The following is a 21327-nucleotide window of genomic DNA, read 5'->3' as shown; positions in this document are numbered from 1 at the left end:
TACGGATTAACGAGGATACTTTGATAGGCTAGACACTAAGGGCGTATAATATCGGATTTTGGGCACAGGTAATAGGCTGTCATGATAAACCATTTAATCACACAAAAAAACTGGCAAACGCAATTATCGGAAGCTATTACATCTGTTGATGAGCTATTGAGTATCCTACAGCTTGAATCAATGCGTGCAGAAGTTTACGTACCTAAGCATTTTGAACTGCGTGTGCCGCGTGGCTTTGTGGCAAAAATGGCTATTGGCGACCGTAATGATCCCTTGCTTAAACAAGTGTTGCCAGACCAGCAAGAGCAAATCAACGTCACAGGCTACGTAGCAGATCCGCTAAGCGAAAACACTCAAAATCCTGTAAAAGGCTTGCTTCATAAATATCAGTCAAGAGTATTGTTAACGATTACAGGCGCGTGCGCTATTCACTGCCGTTACTGCTTTCGCCAGCATTTTGACTATAGTGCCAATATGCCGACTGCTGATGCAAAAGAAAATATCATCAACTATATTAATGCAAATCCTGAGGTCAATGAGGTAATTTTGAGTGGTGGTGATCCACTAAATGTGACTAATAGACGATTGTTTTCATGGTTAGATACTTTGGAGTCTCTTCCGCAGGTTACTACCATTCGGCTGCATACGCGTTTGCCATTGGTGATACCCGCACGCTTGGACGCTGCATTGTTAGAGAGGTTATCTCAAAGCCGCTGCCATATTGTCATGGTGATTCATTGTAATCATGCTAATGAAATAGATGCACCAACCGCTGAATATTTGCAACGTGCCAGAGCATCTGGGATTACGCTATTAAACCAAGCTGTGTTGTTAAAAGGTGTCAACGATACTCTTGACGGGCAAGTGCAGCTTAGTCAGCGTTTGTTTGCTTGTGGCGTGCTACCATATTACTTGCATGTGTTGGACAAGGTGGCTGGTGCAGCGCATTTTGATAGTAGTGAGCAAGCAGCGATTGAGCTTTATTGGTCATTGTTAGCATCATTGCCAGGTTATCTTGTTCCTAAGTTGGTCAGAGAGTTACCGAATAGACCTTTTAAAGTGCCGATTGATATTTACAGCAATAGCTAATATAGGGCACTATAACAATTTAGGAGAATTAGTAAACAAAGAGAGGCTCTTAAAAAAGATACGGATAATATCTTTCAAAACTAAAAACTAAAAACTAAAAACTAAAAACTAAAAACTAAAAACTAAAAACTAAAATCTAGGATTTATGCTTTTGTATAAGTATATATAGATATATGATTGGAGCAGAATATAGACTGTCAGTATGTAAGCTAACTTAAAAATATACAATTTTAGATGTAAGATTTTGACAGTATGTAGGTATTGTCAGAGCGTACTGCTAGATTTAGGCTTACAATAAATAGATATCATCACTTTTCTATAGTCTAGCTTAACAAACATTTTTTATGCCATACATGTATTTGTACTGCTGCATATTACTGATTGCTTCGGAGTGACTAATAGAGAGTAAAGATACTGATGATAACGTTATCAATGTTTCGAGAGCATTTAGATTCTACAGAGCCACTACCTCCGCTATCTAATCGCTCAGTAAATGGTCAAGAGCGTTACTTGTTAAAGATGTTAGCAACGCTACCTACGCTTACCCAAGAGCAGAAAACAGAGCATTTAGAGAGTCTACTGACAGTATTACGTGAATCCAATATGGATGAACAACAGCGTCTCAAATTAATGGCAACAGTCATTGATGCCTCAGACCGACTGATTGCAGCTTTTAGACAGCACTATATCTATGAGACAGGCGCGCTTAGTCAGGATCAGATGTCTTATATCGCTCAAATGCAATCGCTACATTATTTAATTATTATGGTTTACGACAAAGTCGTACGTCGTGAGACGCAGTTGTCAGAAGCCTCCTTAAACCAATCTTCTGATAAAGGTTGGCAGCGTTTTTTTGGCGCTGAGACTAAACCTGATAGCACGCTTGCTATTGCGATTTATCAATCACTATTAAGATACCAAAAACTATTAGCAGAAGAAGCACTGTGCTATCGAAAGCCATCAGACTACCTGTGGTCTAAAGTCAATCGGTTATATTATTTGGCTCATCAGAAAAAAGTAGCTGATATTGATTTAAGTCTACATACTGTCACGAACCAAACAAACAGTATCCATCAGCTATATTGCCAAATTTGTTTGCATCACTTGTTAAATTTGCGTGCTATGAGGCGCCCGAATATCTTACTAGTACAGCGTCTATTGCCTGAATTGGCTAAGCACATGGTTGCGACAATGGAGCCCGCCACCGAGACAAAAGTTTTCGTTGATCTTCATAGTAGTAATCCGCCAAGCTATCTGACCGTCAACTCTCATATCAACCCATATGAAGATCGTCATGACTGTCTATTTATAGAACTGACACCGATAGTTGAATATTTTGAGTCACGTAAAGAAGCCTTTATCGAAGAAGGTGGCACAGCAGAATATAGTCTGCTTAATGCTATTTCGATGACCATTAGCTATCGCTATTTGCAGCCGCCACCTACCTTACCAACCAAATATACTAGCAAGCAGCAGGCAAAGTTAATCACCAATTTTAATGATATACACTACCAAGTAGGTCATTCAAAAATTTTTGCCAATTTGATCGCTATCAAAAATTTACGAGAAGAGGACAGGCCTTTATACGATACATTTGACAGCGAGCGTAGTCGCAGTAGCGTTATAAATATTGAGATATTTGACGACTATGAAAGTTCTTCAGCATATCGCAAACTGCATTTGTTGCCAAAAAATGGTAAGCCTAATGAGAAGGTTGCAGACAAAAATATTTTCAATAAAGAGAGGCTTATTGTAGAAAAACATGACTCTGACCTTTCTCTAACGGCACCGCAGCCCTTACACATAATGAGTTTAATTTTGGTCTATGGCTCTGAAAATACAGAACAACCTGATTGGTCAATAGGGGTGGTACGCTGGTTCAATGTAGATACTAAAAATCCAGAAGTGGAATGGCAAATACTCGGGCATAAAATTGTGGCATGTGGATTACGTTTGGAAGGCAGTAAAACGCGAAGTCATCATTTTGTACCGGTATTTATTCTCGGTAAAGATGAACAGCTACAGACGACTGGCACGCTAATCGTACCGCCTTTTTACTTTCAAGCTGATGATAGAGTCGTCATGCGTATTGGTAATAAACAAACCACTCTACGATTAGGACGCAGGCTAATGATGACTGATAAGTTTAGTCAATATGAGGTGGCGCAGTTATAGCGCTTAGAGGTACTTAGATGCGACAAGTATTTCACGCCATAACGGAGAGTTTATACAGATTTTCGTCAGTAATATAGTAGGCGACAAAGGGCATAAGTTAATCTGCAGTTGGTCTAATTATTGTCTATAATGATAAATATTGTTACTCTGACTTTTATGATATCTCTAACAATAAAGTAATTATCATGGTGAAAGCTCAGTCTATACTGATAGGATTCATAGAATATTAACGCTAGCGTGTTTTATGTGCTAGGTTAGTTTTAGACAAAGATGTAAAGTAACAAAATAATAGATAACAATACGTACGACTAAAAGGCTCCTTATGCGCTCTCAATCTCTTTTAAATTTATTGGTAATCAATGATGATCAGCTCTACGCTGAACGTCTTGTGCAGTTATTGAGTCCTTATTACGATAATGTAAATTTAGGGTTTTTGGACGATAAAGAAGAGCTATTGAAACTCTTACGCCAACCGTGGGATATCTTGGTATTTGGTAAGGCTTATGATATGAGCTTTACGGATGTAGTGAGCCTAGTACAAGAGCAAAGTATTGATCTGCCGATGATTTGTCTAGTGAACGAAGAGATAGCGACGACAGCTTGTAATGAGGAAGGACTACCTACTGTTATTAGTGGCACAATGGTCAAAGCGCTCACCATCGATCAAGAAATGCCTGTCGTCATGGCTATTTGTCTACAGCATAGTAGTTTGCGCAGTCGTCGTGAGCTAAAAACTTTACGTCAAGTACTGTCTGAAGCAGAACAACGTGCTAATGTGCTGATTAAGAACTCCAAGAGCGCGGTTGCTTATATTGATGAAGGGATTCATATCTTTGCTAATGATCCCTATCTCCAATTATTCGGTTTCAAATCAATGAATGAAGCGGTAGGCGTGCCTATTATTGATCTGATTTCGGGTGGTGATAGTGTCAAAGGATTTAAACAGTTTTTACGTCAGTTTGATAAAGGTAGTCGCCAAGACGTTGAGTTTAATTTTGAAAGTGTACGGACAGATGGCAGCACTTTTGAAGCAAAGTTACAATTAGCATCAGCCACGTTAGAGGGCGAGCCAGTCATTCAGATTATTATTCAGCAGAATAGTAACAATAGTGCAGAGGTTGCCAAGCGTTTAGCCGAAGCTGAACGTAAAGATAATTTAACTGGCTTAGATAATCGTCGCGGTTTTGAAGATCAGATGATAGCAATACATCAGCAGGCGTCCCAAGGACTAATGATCGCAGCCCTGTTATATGTGCAGGTTGATAATGTAGGAAAAATAAGAAGTAGTTTGGGTCTGCAAGGAATAGATGCAACGGTCAAACAAGTTGCCCACACGTTGACTGAGCTAGTACCTGATGGGCATGTAAGCCGTTTCAGCGATACTGCATTCACGATATTAGTAAAAAACAAGACGACGAATGATCTTGAAGAACTTGCTAAAAATATCGGATCCTCTATCAAGGATATGTTTATTGAAGTTGATAAACGTACAACGAATACAACAGTTAGCATTGCTATTGTCAAAATTGAAAAAAATACGGTAGAGCCTGTTATCATATTAGAACGCGCCATGGACGCTATCAGCCAAATCATGGTAGAGACTTCTAATAGTGGTGGATCTTATCGTATATATGACCCAAGCGAACATGCCAATAGCGATGATCATGCACTTGCTGAGTCATTAGTGGATGCCATTACTAATAACCGTTTTGATCTATCATTTCAGCCAATATACGACATCAACAACGATCGTAGCGACTTCTTTGAAGTGTATCTACGGTTACCGCTGTCAGATGCTGACAATACGGTATTAACCCCTGATCAATTTATGGCGGTGGCTAAAAAACATCAACTGTTAGAAAAGATTGATCGATGGGTGCTTATCAATGCCTGTAAGAAAATCAATGACGTCCGTAAAGTTCATCCTGAAGCCAAACTGTTAGTACAATTAACCAATGCTTCACTGGTTGATAAAAAACTGCCGATTGTCGCCAGCCAATTGATAAAAGCGGTAGGCGGCGTAGCCGGTGTATTAACACTACAGTTCAATGAAATAGATATCTCTGAACATTTAACCGTCGCCAAATCCCAATTTTCCGCGCTCAACGATGTCAATTGTCAAATCGGTGTTAATAACTTTGGCTCGTCTGCCAAATCTATCGAAATTGCCAGTTTTGTCCAGCCTGATATGGTACGCTTGGCACGCAGTTATATTCAAGACATTGGTTCAGTAGAAAATTTAGAAACGGTCAAGTCTATCATCATGCGCACTAATGATATCAAAGTTGATGTGCTCATGCCTTATATCGAAGATGCAGCAACGATGTCAGTCGCTTGGAGTGTGGGGGCGCGCTATTTGCAAGGGTATTATTTAGAAGAGCCTAGTAGCACGATAAAGGTAGCGAGTTAAAAGGCCAATACATCATATCGTTTATGTCATGGCGATGATATTCCTCAACCAAAGATTGCTAAAAATGTCCCTTATTAGTAGATATCAAATGAGCAGCCTTTTGGCTGCTGTTCTGTTGCTCACAGCTTGTGAGAAAACACCACCTGACCACCGCGCTCCTGTGATTCTGCCCTTATATACCGACGGGGATGCGGACAACGGCTCAATAATTTATAAAGATGCTTGCGGTCAATGCCATCAACGTAATGCAGGTCTGAATAAAAAAGGCCCACAATTAATGAATATATATGGTGCGCCGGCTGCCGAGTTAAAAGACTATACCTACAGCAAAGGGTTAGAAGATTCAGGTTGGGTATGGGATGCAGAGACACTCGATCCATACATTGCAGATGCACAAAAAGCCATGCCAGACTCCAAAATGCTGTCTGACCCGATGCCAGATGCGAAAGAGCGTGCCGATATCATTGCTTATTTATCTACGCTCCGTGCCGCTGCACCAACCGTTACAGATGATGTAAACTGACTTATCATCGTTATGACCTAAAAAATGAGCCAATAACCTACTATGACCCATGCAGCTAACGATAGATCATTATCTACCTCTCATATAACAGCGAACCCGCTCAGCCAGTCCATCCCTAGTACGGCTGATTTTCAACGCAATCAGCAGCAAATTGCACAGCTGTTAGCGCAATTAAATCAGATTGTATTGGACAAGCCGCAAGCAGTCAGGCTAGCACTCAGTTGTATATTAGCAGGCGGTCATTTGTTGTTACAGGACTTGCCTGGTATGGGTAAGACGACTTTGGCACAGGGCTTGGCGCAGTTGTTAGGTTTGAGCTTTAGCCGAGTGCAATTTACCAATGATATGTTGCCTGCTGATATTTTAGGTATGAGCATCTACGACCAAAGTAAACAACAATTTGAGTTTCGTCCGGGCGCTATCTTTACACAGTTATTACTTGCTGATGAAATCAACCGTTCCAGTCCTAAAACACAGAGTGCGCTACTTGAAGCGATGGAGGAGCGACAAGTCACGCAAGATGGCCAGACTTATCCTTTGCCGCAGCCGTTCTTTGTGATTGCCACCCAAAATCCATTGCAACAAGCAGGTGTCTATCCGCTTCCAGAGTCGCAGTTAGACAGATTTTTATTATGTTTGTCATTGGGTTATCCATCGCCTGCCGCAGAGCGTGAGCTGCTAAAGGTAAAGACCGTCGCGAGCTACTCAAGGATTTGGATACGGTACTTGATACTGAAGCTGTACTACTGGCTCAGCACGCTGTCAGGCAAGTTTATGTGGCAGATACAGTACTGGATTATTTGCAAAGACTGGTTGCAAAAACTCGTGCAAGCCAAGAGTATCATGGCTTATCGCCTCGCGGCGTGTTGTCGCTACAACGTGCTGCCCAAGCGCATGCCTATGTATCGGGATATATGGAAGTGACCCCTGAAGATATCCAAGCGGTGTTTGCTGCGGTTACTGATCATCGCCTCGGTCAGCGTTTCGTACCCGCGCATGTGACTGGTGGGCAGGCAACAAAAACCATCGCCCAACGTATCCTAGCAGAAGTGTCAGTCGTCGCTTAGCAGCTGGCAGACTGTTTGACCGTATTGATTAACTGCATCGGTGAAACGTAGTTCTACACATAGTCAAAGCTATATAACTTAGAAAAAATATCAAAGTCACTCAGTTTACTATTTACGGTATTTTCACCCGCTTTTCTTGTATTCAAATTGTCCTGAATCAACTGTATCGTTCTATTCGTGAGTTTGTTTGTCAGTCAGATACAAATACTGACAGCATTGTTATTTAGATGGTAATAATAGGGTAGTCATGAGCTTGTTACCAAAGACCTTAACCGCACCAATAAAATCAGCTCTGAGCCGCTGGTTTGCCGCGCGCGCGCCTAAGAGTGACAGTGCTACGCTTAATTTGCGTAATGTTTATATTTTCTTTAGTCGTGAAGGAATGCTATTCGCCGTATTGTTAGTAATTACCTTTATCGCGGGTATCAACTATGGCAACAACTTAGTGCTTGGTTTGTGCTTTTATCTGGTCAGTGTTTGGCTAATTAGCTTTCATGTTACTTTTGCTCATATATCTGGTCTGCAAGTGCGTTTACTGGAAGTCACTATGCCAGAGGCAGGTGCGTCTGTTTGGGTTACACTACAGTTGAATAGTGATAGTCGCCAACCACGGCGTCAGTTGCTATTTGAATTTGAGCAAATAACCAATAAAAAAACCAAAAACGGCACAAACACGCAAAGTTCAGTGCTTATCACACGGCTACAAGGCGAGCAAGTCATTCGACTGCCTGTCCAGACCTACAACCGTGGCCAACTTGAACTACCACGGTTAAAAATAAAAACAGTTTATCCATTAGGTATCATGTGTGCATGGTCTTATGTCTACTTTGCGCGTACAGCGTGGGTATATCCAGAGCCTGAAGTCTTTGATTGGCAAGAAAAATATGCAATCGTAAGCTTAGAGGATTTACCAACAGGTGGGCAGTATAGACAGGGTCAGGACGACTTTGAGCGACTAGACAACTATGTCGAGGGTGAGTCATTGGCTCGAGTCTCTTGGGGGCATGTAGCGCGGGGACAAGGTATGCTAACCAAGCACTTCGCTGATCCAGTCGGTCATGAGCAAACGCTTGATTATGCAGATATGCCAGCTGCACATCACGAGCAAAAACTTGCACAATTGGCTTATGGGGCATTGACGCTGGGTCAGCTAGGCGTGCCGTTTCAAATGCGTTTACCTAGTGATACTCCTGCTACTGCGGAGATGGGTAACGGAGAATCCTTTGCGCAAGCATGCTTGCTAAGGCTTGCGAAAGCACCATGACCAATTCTAAACGCTTATCTTCTGCTGATGTTGATACACTGTCCACAGATTATTCTGCGGTCGATGTTACAAAAACAGCCAGCTTTGAGCAGTTGGCTTTAGGTCAAAAAGTCTCAATTCGACCTGAGCGAAATGACGCTAAATGGTATCGTAAGTTATTTGCACTGCCATCTTATTATTGGGTATTAATTACTCAAGTCGTCGTTGTGTTACCGCATGCCGCACATTTACCATTATGGCTGATAGGATTTGCCGCCGTCAGTATCGCCGCTCAATTGCCTTATATCAAAGCTAAATTCAAAAAACTATCGCACCTAAAGCGTATTTATCAAAGTGTACAAATGCTAGGCTTTCTGCTGGGGCTATTAGGTCTGTGGCTAACCTACAATACAGCATTTGGATTGGATATGGGTGTGGCATTTCTAGTGCTATGCCTAATTAGCAAACTGTGGGAGCTATATAAGCGCCGCGATGCCTATGTGGTGTTGAATTTATCATTGTTCGTGCTTGCGGCATTATTTTTGATGGACCAAGGTTTACTGACTACTTTAGAAGTGATCGTTGGCGCAGTCATTGTATTGCTAGCATTTATTGCGCTTAATGATGATAGCAATGCTAGCGGTGATGGACGCTTGCGTACATTGGGCGTGTTAGGGGTTGGTGCATTGCCATTATTGGTGGTGCTATTTTTGTTTTTTCCGAGACTGCCACCGCTGTGGTCCGTACAGCTCTCCGGTCAGCAAGCAACCACAGGTGTCTCTGATAGCATGTCCCCTGGTGATTTTGCCAATTTAGGGCAGTCAACTGAGCTGGCCTTTCGCGTAGAGTTTGCTGATGAGCGCCCGCCACAGCAGCAGCTGTATTGGCGCGGTTTGGTATTTAGTGATTTTGATGGTGTCACATGGCGCCCAGCCCCTCAAAAGGATCAATGGTCGTCGAGATTGCAAGCACCTGCATGGATTCAGAACGCCTTTGCTACTGTACCTGAGGAAGAAAGGGCGGCACCTGTCAATTACAAGGTTATCTTAGAACCCACTCAGCAAAACTGGCTATTCGGTCTTGATTATCCGTTCTCTGAGCAGCCAGATATCAATACTACCTCTGAATTTACCTTGTCAAAGGACCAACCTGTTACGCAGCAGCTTCGCTATGATGTGTTGCAGTTTGCACAGATGCGTATTGATCCGGTTCTAACAGAGGCATCAAGACGTGAGAACCTTGCCTTGCCTAATGAAGGTAATCCACAAGCACGCGCGCTTGCTAAGCAATTATTTAAGCAGTCAGGTTCAGACCCTGTGCGCTACATAGCGGCTATCGAGCAATGGATCAATCGAACAGAGTTTCGCTATACGTTGTCGCCACCACGGCTCAATACCAATCGTATTGACGAGTTTTTATTTGAAACCAAAGCAGGGTTCTGTGAGCACTACTCTTCAAGCTTTACCTTTATGCTCCGCGCCGCTGGCATTCCTGCACGAGTAGTAGCCGGCTATCAAGGCGGTGAGCCGAGTCGCAATGGTAACGTATGGGAAGTGCGGCAAATGGATGCGCACGCATGGACTGAGGTTTGGCTTGAGGGCCAAGGCTGGGTACGTGTGGATCCGACAGCCTTTGTGGCACCTGAGCGAGTAGAGCGAGGCATGAATACGATGACCGAGCAGCAAGGGGCAGCCATGTTTGGCAATGGTGCCAGTGCACAAATCAGCTATCAGCAGTATCAGATGCTACAAACGCTACGCCGCCTATCAGACCAAGCGAGCTACTACTGGCAAAAAGACGTAGTCGGCTATGACCAAGACAAACAGGCAGACTCATTACTCAAATGGTTCAATATTAGCTCAATCATGCAGCAAGTCGTTTGGTTAGCCACCAGTGCGGTTTCCGTTATGGCTATCTTAGTATTTGTCATTTGGTATCGCCGCCGCAAACGTTGGCATCCAGCAGACTTACCTCTTGCTCAGCTCTCAAAACGTGTTGCCAAACATGATAAATTATTAGCTCGCAATGATAACGAAGGGCAGCTAGCTTGGCTGGAACGTTTGGCATCGGCTACTGATAGCCGTCAGGGTGACAATGCTCATTCTGCTACGAGTCAGCTAACAGATAGTAGTGACCCAATCGTTATTCAGACAAAGCTTATTGAAATTAGACAAAACTACCGTCAGTTACGCTACGGACGACTGAGTACATTTGATAGCAGTCATAGCGAGTATCAAGAACGACTCAAACAACTTAAAAAAGATGTGCGCGCATTGTTATAAAGGTTTTTGGTGATAGTGCTATTAAGTTGCTTTGATGATAGTGCTGTTGAGGTATTTTGAACTGACGATAAGTTAGATAAGCGAATTAGTGAATAAGTAGAGAGGCGGTTATATGGCGATATATGTAGATTTTGTGCAGATAAAATTCAAAGGCCATAAGTGGTGTCATATGCTGGCGGATAGCTTGCAAGAGCTGCATGATTTTGCGGCATTTATTGATGTGGATGCGCGTCTATTTCATCGTAACGCCAGCTATCCTCATTATGATATCACGGTTCAAATGCGTGAAATCGCTATTGCACAAGGCGCTATTCCTGCAGATAGAAAAAAGATTATCGAGTGCGCAAAGAAATTAAAAGTAGAGTTAAATGACCAGATAGAACAATCTAGTCATTCTTAATATGAGGGGTTTTCAAGTAAATAAGTCATGTTTCAATTGCCTGTTCACTTATCTACTCGAATGTATATTTATTCAACTATACTGAACGCATTATTTTTCTGTGGCTGCAGTACCGATCGCGTTGAGTGCTTTTGAGATATTAGCAATCTCAGTATCGCAACCTTTGATATTGTGGCGTGTCTTGAGGTAGTCAGGGTTGTTGTATGACAGCCATACTTTTTTATCAGCATCTTCGCTAATTAAGATTTTTTGCGGCAAATCAATGGCAACAGTTTGCTCACAGTTCATTAATGGCGTACCTGCTTTAGGGTTGCCAAACATAACGACTTGAGTTGGTCTCAATGATAAGTCGGCACTCTGTGCATTTTTCTGATGATCGACTCGTGCAAATACTTTCATACCCTTACTTTCGATCACTGAGACCAGTTTGTCTGCGGTATCTTGGACGGAGTGATTGCTCTGTAAAGTTACTAAGCCTTTTTCGGCATTGATAGAGGTTGTGGTGTCTGTCATAGTACCGGTGCTATTGGTTTTATCCAGCAGCGTATCGATACTGGCACAAGAGGAAACGGCCACTGCTAGGGCAGCGATGGAGACGATTTTAATCATAATTACACCTTTAAGTTATCTGTAGTATGGTCAGTCCTAACTATAATGAGCAACACCGAATATTCATTGTGCGTAATCAGGTTTGTGATTGCAATGCGTCTTAACAGAACGTTAAACCAAATGTTCTGCTAGATAATCTACGAGCAGCCTAATCTTTGGTGATAAATGACGGTTATGTGGATAAATGGCCCAAATGCTTTCTTCGGGCTCTCTATAGTCATCAAGTAAACTGACCAACTCGCCAGACGCTAAATACTTTTGTACATAATAATCAGGAAGCTGTACGATACCCAGACCTTTTAGCGCAGCATTGACCAGACTATAGCCGCTGTTATATTGCACCGTACCAGAGACACGCAGGTTCCTTTCTACGCTCGTTTGTTGGTTGTTCGTCTTACCATGAGCATCGCTATTCTCTTGTACTTTAGTGGTATCTATAAAGTGCCAATAGTCACGAGTACCCAATAGGCAATTATGTTGACTTAAATCACTCAGTTGGTGTGGTATACCGTGTTTTTTAGATAAGAGGGCGCAGCGCAGACAAAGTTAGTACGCAGGCTAAGTCTCTTTGCCATCATCGTCGAGTCATGCAATTTGCCAATACGAATCGCCAAATCATAACCCCCTTCAATCAAGTCAATTTTCTGATTACTCAAAAAGGCAGTCACTTCGATATTGTGATACTGCATCATAAAATTATTGATCAGTGGTAATAACTGCTGCTCACCATAAGTAACGGGCGCTGTTAGTTTTATCCTGCCTTGAGGCTTTGATTGTAAGTTGCTTACGGCTTGCTCAGCGGCATCCAAGCCATCGAGCACACTGCGGCAGTGCTGATAGAATACACGTCCTTCTTCGGTTAGTGAAACCTTGCGTGTGGTTCGATATAGCAGCTTTATACTTAAGCGTTTCTCTAACGCGCTGATCTGGCGGCTGACTTGTGCAATCGAGATACCAAGCTCTTTCGCACCACGTGTGAAGCTCTCATATTCTGCGACATAGACAAACTCACTAATCCCTTCCCAGCGCATGATTATTACCAATGTGTAAAAGATATTTGCAAATATAGCATATTGTTATCCGCTCAGAAATAAATATAATGGTTAGTATCAATGTAAACAGATGGTGTTTTACTGTCATAGATGCTTGCCTATGTAGGGCAGGCAAGATAAGCTCAGTCTATCTTTATTTGTTTTAACTATAGATATAGTAAACGCCAAAATCCATAAGATGCGCTAGCAAACTTTCAAAACTGCTTGTACTTATAGCAAAACTGTTATGTCGTCACCCATAAATAACAATCAATTAAAAAGAGAGATTCTTATGTCTGATAAATTTATTAAATCAAAAGCCGCCATTGCGTGGGGTCCAAAGCAGCCACTATCTATCGAAGAAGTGGACGTCATGCTACCGCGTAAAGGTGAAGTATTGGTGAAAATCGTCGCCAGTGGTGTTTGTCACACAGATGCTTTTACCTTATCTGGTGAAGACCCAGAAGGCGTATTCCCTGCGATTTTGGGTCATGAAGGTGGCGGTATCGTTGAGCAAGTTGGTGAAGGCGTAACCAGCGTTCAGGTCGGTGATCATGTCATTCCGTTATACACGGCAGAATGCGGCGTCTGTAAAATGTGCCGCTCAGGCAAAACCAATCTTTGCTCGGCAGTACGCGAGACTCAAGGCAAAGGCTTGATGCCAGATGGCACGACGCGTTTTTACAAAGATGGCGAACCTATCTACCATTATATGGGTTGCTCAACTTTCTCTGAGTACACGGTTTTACCAGAGATTTCTTTGGCTAAAGTCAATAAAGAAGCGCCATTAGAAGAAGTCTGCTTGCTTGGTTGCGGTGTAACTACTGGCATGGGCGCGGTCATGAATACTGCAAAAGTTGAAGAGGGCGCTACCGTTGCTATCTTTGGACTGGGCGGTATTGGACTATCCGCAGTCATCGGTGCGGCGATGGCAAAAGCCAGCCGTATCATTGTGATTGATATTAACGAGAGCAAGTTTGAGTTAGCTAAAAAGCTAGGGGCAACTGACTGTATTAACCCGAAAGATTACGACAAGCCGATTCAAGAAGTAATCGTTGAATTGACCGATGGCGGTGTTGATTATTCGTTTGAATGTATCGGTAATGTCGATGTTATGCGTTCAGCGCTAGAGTGCTGCCATAAAGGTTGGGGCGAGTCGGTCATCATCGGTGTCGCTGGTGCTGGACAAGAAATCTCAACCCGTCCATTCCAGTTAGTGACTGGTCGAGTCTGGAAGGGCTCAGCATTTGGCGGTGTAAAAGGTCGCACAGAACTACCAGGTTATGTCGAGCGCTATCTAGCGGGTGAGATTCCATTACAAGACTTCATCACTCATACGATGCCAATAGAAGACGTCAACGAAGCGTTTGAGTTGATGCACAAAGGCGAAAGTATCCGTACGGTTGTACATTTCTCAGAGTAATCAACAAAGACCGCAACGACGTTATTGTCTTAGAAATGCTTTATTAAAAATAAAAAGGCTGCTTCGATATTGAGGCAGCCTTTTTTAATATTATTTTCACGCATAGCTTAAAGTTTAAATGTATCAAGCACCTTTTTTGCTAATGATTAGATCCGCTAATGTCGATAAATCTGATGCGGTCAAATCAGGAACTGGTACATTAGGCGCGTTCAGCATTGCATTATAAGGACGGGTCAAAAATGCACCGCGACAACCTGCCGCTTGTGCACCTATAGTATCCCAGAGGTGACAGGCAACAAGACATAAGTCTGACGTATCAACGGCTAGCGTATCAGCCACCAATTGATAAGTATCAGGTGCTGGCTTGAACTTGCCAACAGTCTCAATACTAAAGTGCTGCTCAAAGAATTGACTGAGTCCTGCTTTTTCTAATGGCGTTGGAGACGCACTGCTTGCTGAATTAGTCAGCGTGACCAGTCGAAACCCTGCATCACGCAAACGAGTCAGTGCTGGCGCTGCATCAGGATGAGCCGGCAACGAGCTCATTCTTTCTTTGAACTCATTGATATCAGCATCTGTCAAAGTCACTTGTCTGATATCAGCAACCATTTGCAGAGCACCAACGCCAAGTTCACCAAAAGGCGTATAGAGACCGGACAACGTCATAGTTTGCGAGTACAGTACTAGCTGAGCGAACCATTCTCTTAGCACTCTTTGCTTGCCAAAGACGCGTATGAATAAAGGCGTTAGCGTATCGATATCGAGCAGTGTTTCGTTGACGTCGAATACAATAATCGAGGGAAAGCGTTCAGAAGACATAAAGTATCCTTTTATAGAATGACATTTTTATAACGTCAGGTGGTTTACTCAGTCATGTTCATGTTGGCCAATTGCTCTAAGATACTGACATAGTTCTCGACCCCTTGAGCGCCGCTGACCAGATGACGCTCATTAAAGATAATCGCTGGTACACTTTGGATGCCTTGCTGTTGCCAATGCTGCTCTTCTGCTCGTACTTCTTTCGCAAAGAATTGACCTTCTAACACTGCCAATGATTCACTACGATCAAGCCCAGTCTCTGCTGCAATATCGGCAAGCACGTTGATATCGGAGATATCTCTGTTATTGGTGAAATGCGCGGCAAACAAGGCTTGCTTTAATTCATGCATGCGGCCTTGTTGATCAGCGAAATGTATCAGCTGATGCAAGTTAAAGGTGTTGTGCATGCGTGTATCATCATTGAAATTAAATTCAAAGCCAACTTCTTGTCCAGCTTCAGTCATTCTGACTCGGCTAGCATCTGATTCTTGTTTAGTAGAGCCGTACTTCTCAATGATGTGTTCACGTAGGTTTTGACCTTCACTTGGCATATTTGGGTTTAACTCAAACGGATGCCAGTGGATAGTGTGAGCGGTATTGGTTTGCTCAAGTGCTGCTGCCAATTGACGATAGCCGATAACGCACCAAGGGCAGACGACGTCTGAGACGATATCTATTCGGAGTGGTTTTTCTGATGTGCTCATATTTCCTCACGGGTATTATTATGTATGTTTTGTTTGGGATATATAGATAGTGGCATATCAGTTGGAATCAAGCAGATATACCTAGTTATCAGACAACTATAACTAGTTACCATGTATCAAGTCAGTTCATACTAAGAGAATGACTAAGTGATTACAATGTAGTCTGCGCAGTCGGCGTCGCCAATTCGGTAGCGTAATTGTAACCATTACTAATAAGAAAGTAGGCGTTTTTGCAATACGCTGACTCAGTCATAACAAAACCTACGAATACTTAACCAAGCAAGCATAGTTATAAAATAGCTTTTTATTTAAAGTGACTTCGTTAAATAGCAATCGAAGAAGAAAAATTCTAAGAAGAACAAATATCAATAACGGAGTCATAGATGAAAAACATCACTGAAGCAATGAACTGGCGCTACAGCACAAAAGAATTTGATACCGATAAGAAAATCTCAGCAGAAGATTTCCAAAGTCTAAAGGATATTTTGCGCCTTAGTCCTTCGAGTACCAACATTCAGCCGTGGCATTTTGTCATTGCTGATGATGAAGCAGGTAAAGCCCGAATCGCAAAAGGCACTGAGGGCATGTATGAGTTCAACGATGCCAAAGTAAAAGGTGCCTCGCACGTCATTGTATTCTGTAGCCGTGTCTATGCTGATGATGAGTTTTTGGATGACATCTTAGAAAAAGAAGATGCAGATGGTCGTTTTGCAGAGCCAAAATTTAAAGAGCAAATGCATGAGACGCGTAAAATGTTTTTGGACATTCGTCGTTATGAGCAAAAGGACGAACCACATTGGTTGATAGAGCAATTGTATCTTAATATGGGCGCTTTGCTACTAGGGGCGGCAGCTTTGGGTATTGATGCGGTTCCGATGGAAGGGGCGGATTTGAAAGCACTTGATAAAGAGTTTGATTTACGTAGTAAAGGCTACACCGCTGTGGCAGTCGTATCACTTGGTTATCGTAGTAAAGATGACTTTAACGCTGAATTACCAAAATCACGTTTTGATGAAGAAACGATTATCACGAAGGCATAGCCAGTTATTATCTAAGCAAAGAACATTTTTGATAGACAGATCTACTAAATACTATACGTAAAAATTCTATTTAAGAGCCTCGTAAACTGACTGTTTATGGGGCTTTTTTTAGGGACTTCCTTTGAAATAACGTTAAAAACTGATGATAAAAAATATACTACCTATTAGCAGCGCTAACATTTCGATACTCTCGCAGATTAGAAACTACACTGGAATCCCTACAAAGTAAAAACAAAACAACTGTTTTCATACGTCATAATAAATTTATTGACATTGTCATTTTGAAGCGTATTTCACCACTCTATTATATTCACCTGCCAGCGAGAAGCCAGCATGTCTACTTTGACCTTAACAATCAATAAGCAAGATTATCAGCTCGAAAATCTTGACGCTCGTACGACACTGCTCGACGTCTGTCGTCAGCACCTACAAATTACTGGACCCAAAAAGGCTGCGACCATGGTCAATGCGGGGCTTGTACCATGCTCATCAATGGACGACGGGTCAATTCCTGTCTGACACTCGCCGTTATGCATGATGGTGATGACATCACAACGATCGAAGGCATCGGGATGCCAGAGTCATTATCGGCATTGCAGCAAGCGTTTAAAGACAATGACGCTTTTCAGTGTGGGTACTGTACGCCAGGTCAGATTTGTTCAGCGACCGCATTGATAGAAGAAGTGAAACAAAACTGGCCAAGCCATGTGAGCACAGATCTGCAAAACCCTGATGGTCGCCTTGTACAAGAAATTGCTGAGCGCATGAGCGGTAACATCTGCCGCTGCTCAGCTTATCCAAATATTATCAAAGCCATTTCACAAGTGCTTGAAAGCCAGGTATCAGATACTCAAACACAAGAGCCTAGTACTCAAAAAGCAGACAACACAGTGCAAAACTCAAGCGTGACAGGTATCTGGTCACCGCCACCGAGCGAGGCGCAACTTGGTAGGACCTCAGCGAATAACAAGACAGCAACTGCTACAACAGGAGGCCGCTCATGAAACGCTTTGAATATAGTCGTGCTGATGCACCAGAGCAAGCGGCAATATCTGCTAATACCAAAGATGCGTCTTTTATCGCAGGTGGTACCAACTTATTAGACTTAATGAAGCTAGAGATTGAGACGCCAATTAAATTGGTCGATATTACCCGTTTAGAGTTAGAAAAGGTCGAAACCACTACCGATGGTGGTTTGCGTATCGGTACGCTTGTGACCAATAGCGATTTGGCGGCGCATCCTGAAGTTATTGCAAATTATCCAGTATTGTCCCGAGCGATTTTGGCAGGGGCGACTGGTCAGCTGCGCAATAAAGCAACGACTGGCGGCAATTTCTTACAACGTACCCGTTGCTATTATTTTTACCAGACAGACAGCGCTTGTAATAAGCGTGAACCGGGCACAGGTTGTCCTGCTATTAACGGCGAGAACCGTACGCTGGCTATTTTAGGCACGAGCGATGCCTGTATCGCTCAGCATCCATCTGACATGGCAGTGGCCATGCGCTTGCTGGATGCCACTATCGAAACAGTTAAGGCGGACGGTTCGACTCGCGCTATCAATGTAAAAGACTTTTTATTGCTTACCAAGAGATACGCCGCATATCGAAAACGTATTAGAGGCAGGCGAGTTAATTACTCATGTTGTCTTACCTGCGCCTATTAAAGGTATGCACACCTATGACAAAGTGCGCGATCGTGCTTCTTATGCCTTTGCGCTTGTATCCTGTGCTGCAGTGATAGACGCTGATGATAGCGGCAATCTAAAGACGGTACGTTTAGCATTTGGTGGTATCGGTACGGAGCCATGGCGTAATGAAGCGATTGAGGCACTGTTGACGGATACCGATGGCAATAATGACGTTATCGCGCAAGCCGCTGATCTGTTATTGAATGATGCCAAAGGTAATGGTCAAAACGACTTTAAGATACCGTTGACGCGTCGCCTACTAAAACAAGTCATTCAGCGCGCACTAGCGGGCGAGGGAGCATAATCATGTCATTACTTGAATCAATCACTCAGTCAGAACCGACCAAAAAAATGACCATGGATGAGCCTGTTGAGTCTTTGTTTAGCACAACAGCGAGCAAACTGGTTGGTAAGCCAATTAACCGTGTTGACGGCTCGCTAAAGGTTAGTGGTCAAGCGCCTTACAGTGCTGAAATCCATTTAGACAATAAAGCGTACGGTGTCTTGGTCGGTGCGACCATTGCCAAAGGACAAGTCGAAAATATTGATAGCAGTTCTTTAGACGGCATCCCTAATATTATCAAGGTTGTGACAGACCCTAAGCACTTCTTGCGTAATTCGCAGCAAGGCGGATTGAAAAAAGCGCCGAAGCAGGGAGCAACTGAGATTTTTATCATGGTCAGCCTATTGCGGTGGTCATCGCTGAAACTTTTGAAGCAGCAACAGAAGGGGCAAATGCGCTTAAAGTCACTTATAAAGATGAAACTGACCAAGCAGCATTAAATTTTACTAAAGAGTTGTCTAACGCCCATGAAGTTGATGAGCAAAAAGGTTCGGATAAGAACTACGTTCAAGGAGATCCAGAGCAAGGTCTATCCGATGCTGAGGTGACACTAGATCGTTTTTATCATACGCCAAGTCAAAACAGTGCGGCGATGGAACCACATGCGACGTTGGCGCATTGGGAAGGCGATAAGCTCGTTCTGTATACTTCCAATCAGATGATCGCTTCTTGCAAACAGCAAGTCATGGATGCTCTGGACCTAAATAAAGATCAAGTACAACTGATCGCACACTATGTGGGTGGTGGGTTCGGTAGTAAGCTCGGTATTGCTCCTGAATCTATTGCAGCGGCGATTGCTGCGAAAGATCTGGGTCGTCCTGTGCTAATCACTATGACGCGTTCACAAGTGATGGAAGCAACGGTCAGACGCTCAAACACGCGTCAGCGTATCGCTATTGGTTGTAATAAAGAAGGTATTATCAACACATTTATTCATGATACTACGACCAGTAATTTGCCAGGAGAAGCTTTTTTGAGCCAACTGCCTTGTCTACGCACTATCTATACAGTGGTAAAAACCGCCGTGTAAATTATGAAATGGTCGATATGAACCAAGTGTTATCAGGCTCGATGCGTGCACCTGGCGAAGCGGTGGGTTTGATCGCGGTTGAATGTGCCATGGACGAGCTAGCCTCACAGCTAGACATTGATCCAATCGAGCTGCGCCGCCGTAATGAGCCTGAAGAGGACCCTACCGAAGAGATTCCTTTCTCCACCCGTCAGCTAGTCGCTTGTATGGAGAAGGGCGCTGAACAGTTTGGTTGGGATAAGCATAATCCCAAGCCTGCCAGTCAATTAGAAGGCGACTGGTGGATAGGTACAGGCATGGCGGCGGCTGCCCGTGGTAACCAATTACAGCCATCTGAAGCACGCGCAACGCTGCAAATCGATAAGTCAAAAGCACTTGGTGTCAAAGCGGTTATCGAGACAGACATGACAGACATCGGTACAGGGTCTTATACGGTGTTTTCTCAGGTAGCGGCAGACCTGTTAGGACTGCCTATCGACCATGTTGAGATGAAACTAGGTGACAGTGCATTGCCACCAGCATCAGGCTCAGGTGGCAGTTGGGGTGCTGCGAGTGCGGGTAGTGGTGTCTATCTTGCTTGTGAGCAGCTGCGTGAAATGCTAGCAGAAAAAGTTGGTCTGTATCCTGACAACATTCAGTTAGACAATGGTCAAATCAAGAAAACAGGCGAGCATGCTTTAACGGCAATGGAAGCTGCCAAAAAGAGCGGCCAATCATTTGCTGACAGCACTATTGATAAGCTATCGCAAACCACAGGGCTTTCGCTATCAGGACAGTCAGCATCACAAGAGTATGATTTTGATAATACAGAGTCTTATGCGCTTGCGGATGTGGTCGCTGACTATGATGAGCAAAAAATCACTGCCAAAGGCCAGATAAAACCGGGTAAGAACGGTAAGAGCCATCGCCAAGCCTCTTTTGGTGCGAACTTCGCTGAAGTGGCGGTTCATAAAGTCACTGGTGAGATTCGGGTGAAACGTATGACAGGTGCATTTGCCGCTGGTCGTATTCTTAACCACAAGACAGCGACTTCGCAATGCTATGGCGGCATGGTATTCGGTATTGGCTCAGCGTTGATGGAAGAGGTCATCCACGATAAACGTGACGGTCGCCTATGTAACCATGACCTCGCTGAGTATCATGTGCCAGTTAATGCCGATGTACCGCAGTTAGATGTGATATTGGTCGAAGAGGATGATCCTTATACCAACCCGATGCATATTAAAGGTATTGGTGAGACGGCGATTGCCGGTGCTGCTGCTGCGATTGCTAACGCTGTATACAATGCCGTCGGCGTACGTGTTTATGATTTTCCGATCACGCTTGATAAATTGCTTTACGAGATGCCAGAGTAATTTTTTGAGCCATATGTACGACAGGAACCCGCTTAATGAGCGGGTTTTTATAACTCAATCAGAAGTATATTTCGTCATTATCAAGAAAATAACT

Annotated in this window: 21 protein-coding genes and 1 pseudogene; 17 read left to right on the top strand and 5 right to left on the bottom strand. The window is 43.3% G+C overall.

From position 1 onward, the window contains the following. The first annotated feature begins 81 nt into the window (after positions 1–81). The 8 genes and pseudogenes from epmB to ACOBWA_RS11855 all read left to right on the top strand — a co-directional run bounded on the left by epmB (position 82) and on the right by ACOBWA_RS11855 (position 11189). A complete protein-coding gene (gene epmB, locus ACOBWA_RS11890; RefSeq protein ID WP_420229474.1) occupies positions 82–1089 on the top strand; it encodes an EF-P beta-lysylation protein EpmB in 1008 nt (335 codons plus the stop codon). 417 nt (positions 1090–1506) lie between these two features. Further along, positions 1507–3264 (top strand): hypothetical protein, encoded by a 1758-nt coding sequence (locus tag ACOBWA_RS11885; protein ID WP_420229473.1) that lies wholly within the window; start codon positions 1507–1509, stop codon positions 3262–3264. A 322-nt stretch (positions 3265–3586) separates the two neighbouring features. Further along, positions 3587–5674 (top strand): EAL domain-containing protein, encoded by a 2088-nt coding sequence (locus ACOBWA_RS11880; RefSeq protein ID WP_420229472.1) that lies wholly within the window; start codon positions 3587–3589, stop codon positions 5672–5674. 100 nt (positions 5675–5774) lie between these two features. Beyond that, positions 5775–6197 (top strand): c-type cytochrome, encoded by a 423-nt coding sequence (locus ACOBWA_RS11875; protein WP_228153204.1) that lies wholly within the window; start codon positions 5775–5777, stop codon positions 6195–6197. 42 nt (positions 6198–6239) lie between these two features. Continuing rightward, positions 6240–7264 (top strand): annotated as a pseudogene (locus tag ACOBWA_RS11870) (AAA family ATPase). A 247-nt stretch (positions 7265–7511) separates the two neighbouring features. Then, entirely contained in the window at positions 7512–8528 is a 1017-nt protein-coding gene (locus tag ACOBWA_RS11865) for a DUF58 domain-containing protein (protein ID WP_420229471.1), read from the top strand. Further along, positions 8525–10789 carry a transglutaminaseTgpA domain-containing protein gene (locus tag ACOBWA_RS11860; protein ID WP_420229470.1) on the top strand — a complete coding sequence of 755 codons (2265 nt, stop codon included), beginning with the start codon at positions 8525–8527 and terminating at the stop codon, positions 10787–10789. The genes ACOBWA_RS11865 and ACOBWA_RS11860 overlap by 4 nt, the downstream gene beginning before the upstream one ends. 112 nt (positions 10790–10901) lie before the next feature. Next, positions 10902–11189: a DUF4031 domain-containing protein gene (locus tag ACOBWA_RS11855; protein ID WP_057761296.1), complete on the top strand. Its 288-nt coding sequence runs from the start codon at positions 10902–10904 to the stop codon at positions 11187–11189. A gap of 90 nt (positions 11190–11279) precedes the next feature. Here the strand turns inward: ACOBWA_RS11855 and ACOBWA_RS11850 are convergent, their stop codons facing one another. The 3 genes from ACOBWA_RS11850 to ACOBWA_RS11840 form a co-directional block, all read right to left on the bottom strand. Beyond that, entirely contained in the window at positions 11280–11798 is a 519-nt protein-coding gene (locus tag ACOBWA_RS11850) for a DUF302 domain-containing protein (RefSeq protein ID WP_420229469.1), read from the bottom strand. A gap of 111 nt (positions 11799–11909) precedes the next feature. After that, positions 11910–12263: a LysR substrate-binding domain-containing protein gene (locus ACOBWA_RS11845; protein ID WP_420229468.1), complete on the bottom strand. Its 354-nt coding sequence runs from the start codon at positions 12261–12263 to the stop codon at positions 11910–11912. A gap of 26 nt (positions 12264–12289) precedes the next feature. Beyond that, on the bottom strand, positions 12290–12829 hold the full coding sequence (locus ACOBWA_RS11840) for a LysR family transcriptional regulator (RefSeq protein WP_420229467.1): 540 nt from the start codon (positions 12827–12829) through the stop codon (positions 12290–12292). A gap of 292 nt (positions 12830–13121) precedes the next feature. Between ACOBWA_RS11840 and ACOBWA_RS11835 the strand changes: the two genes are divergently transcribed. Further along, the gene (locus ACOBWA_RS11835; protein ID WP_420229466.1) at positions 13122–14252 is read left to right on the top strand and encodes an S-(hydroxymethyl)glutathione dehydrogenase/class III alcohol dehydrogenase; all 1131 of its coding nucleotides are present in this window, start codon (positions 13122–13124) and stop codon (positions 14250–14252) included. Positions 14253–14375: 123 nt separating this feature from the next. On the opposite strand, the gene ACOBWA_RS11830 is transcribed toward ACOBWA_RS11835, so the two are convergent. Then, a complete protein-coding gene (locus ACOBWA_RS11830; RefSeq protein ID WP_420229465.1) occupies positions 14376–15071 on the bottom strand; it encodes a haloacid dehalogenase type II in 696 nt (231 codons plus the stop codon). Positions 15072–15115: 44 nt separating this feature from the next. Continuing rightward, a complete protein-coding gene (locus tag ACOBWA_RS11825) occupies positions 15116–15775 on the bottom strand; it encodes a DsbA family oxidoreductase (protein WP_102093856.1) in 660 nt (219 codons plus the stop codon). A 383-nt stretch (positions 15776–16158) separates the two neighbouring features. On the opposite strand from ACOBWA_RS11825, the gene nfsB reads away from it, so the two are divergent. From nfsB to ACOBWA_RS11785, 8 genes are all read left to right on the top strand, one after another. Next, the gene (nfsB, locus tag ACOBWA_RS11820) at positions 16159–16815 is read left to right on the top strand and encodes an oxygen-insensitive NAD(P)H nitroreductase (RefSeq protein WP_102093857.1); all 657 of its coding nucleotides are present in this window, start codon (positions 16159–16161) and stop codon (positions 16813–16815) included. Between the two features lie 333 nt (positions 16816–17148). Continuing rightward, positions 17149–17334 (top strand): hypothetical protein, encoded by a 186-nt coding sequence (locus tag ACOBWA_RS11815; protein WP_420229464.1) that lies wholly within the window; start codon positions 17149–17151, stop codon positions 17332–17334. Then, complete coding sequence (locus ACOBWA_RS11810) at positions 17298–17819, top strand: 2Fe-2S iron-sulfur cluster-binding protein (protein ID WP_420229463.1); 522 nt, start codon at positions 17298–17300, stop codon at positions 17817–17819. Before ACOBWA_RS11815 ends, ACOBWA_RS11810 begins: the two co-directional genes overlap by 37 nt. Beyond that, positions 17816–18481: an FAD binding domain-containing protein gene (locus ACOBWA_RS11805; RefSeq protein WP_420229462.1), complete on the top strand. Its 666-nt coding sequence runs from the start codon at positions 17816–17818 to the stop codon at positions 18479–18481. The genes ACOBWA_RS11810 and ACOBWA_RS11805 overlap by 4 nt, the downstream gene beginning before the upstream one ends. Before the next feature lie 4 nt (positions 18482–18485). After that, entirely contained in the window at positions 18486–18809 is a 324-nt protein-coding gene (locus ACOBWA_RS11800; protein WP_420229461.1) for a hypothetical protein, read from the top strand. Positions 18810–18811: 2 nt separating this feature from the next. Continuing rightward, on the top strand, positions 18812–19288 hold the full coding sequence (locus ACOBWA_RS11795; protein WP_420229460.1) for a hypothetical protein: 477 nt from the start codon (positions 18812–18814) through the stop codon (positions 19286–19288). After that, positions 19198–19878: a molybdopterin cofactor-binding domain-containing protein gene (locus ACOBWA_RS11790; RefSeq protein ID WP_420229459.1), complete on the top strand. Its 681-nt coding sequence runs from the start codon at positions 19198–19200 to the stop codon at positions 19876–19878. The genes ACOBWA_RS11795 and ACOBWA_RS11790 overlap by 91 nt, the downstream gene beginning before the upstream one ends. Continuing rightward, the gene (locus tag ACOBWA_RS11785; RefSeq protein ID WP_420229458.1) at positions 19836–21233 is read left to right on the top strand and encodes a xanthine dehydrogenase family protein molybdopterin-binding subunit; all 1398 of its coding nucleotides are present in this window, start codon (positions 19836–19838) and stop codon (positions 21231–21233) included. The genes ACOBWA_RS11790 and ACOBWA_RS11785 overlap by 43 nt, the downstream gene beginning before the upstream one ends. Positions 21234–21327 lie beyond the last annotated feature (94 nt).

Source organism: Psychrobacter sp. ER1, assembly GCF_048631835.1.
Lineage (GTDB): Bacteria > Pseudomonadota > Gammaproteobacteria > Pseudomonadales > Moraxellaceae > Psychrobacter.
The sequence above is the reverse complement of the archived record's forward strand: the minus strand, read 5'-3'. Positions and strand labels throughout refer to the sequence as shown.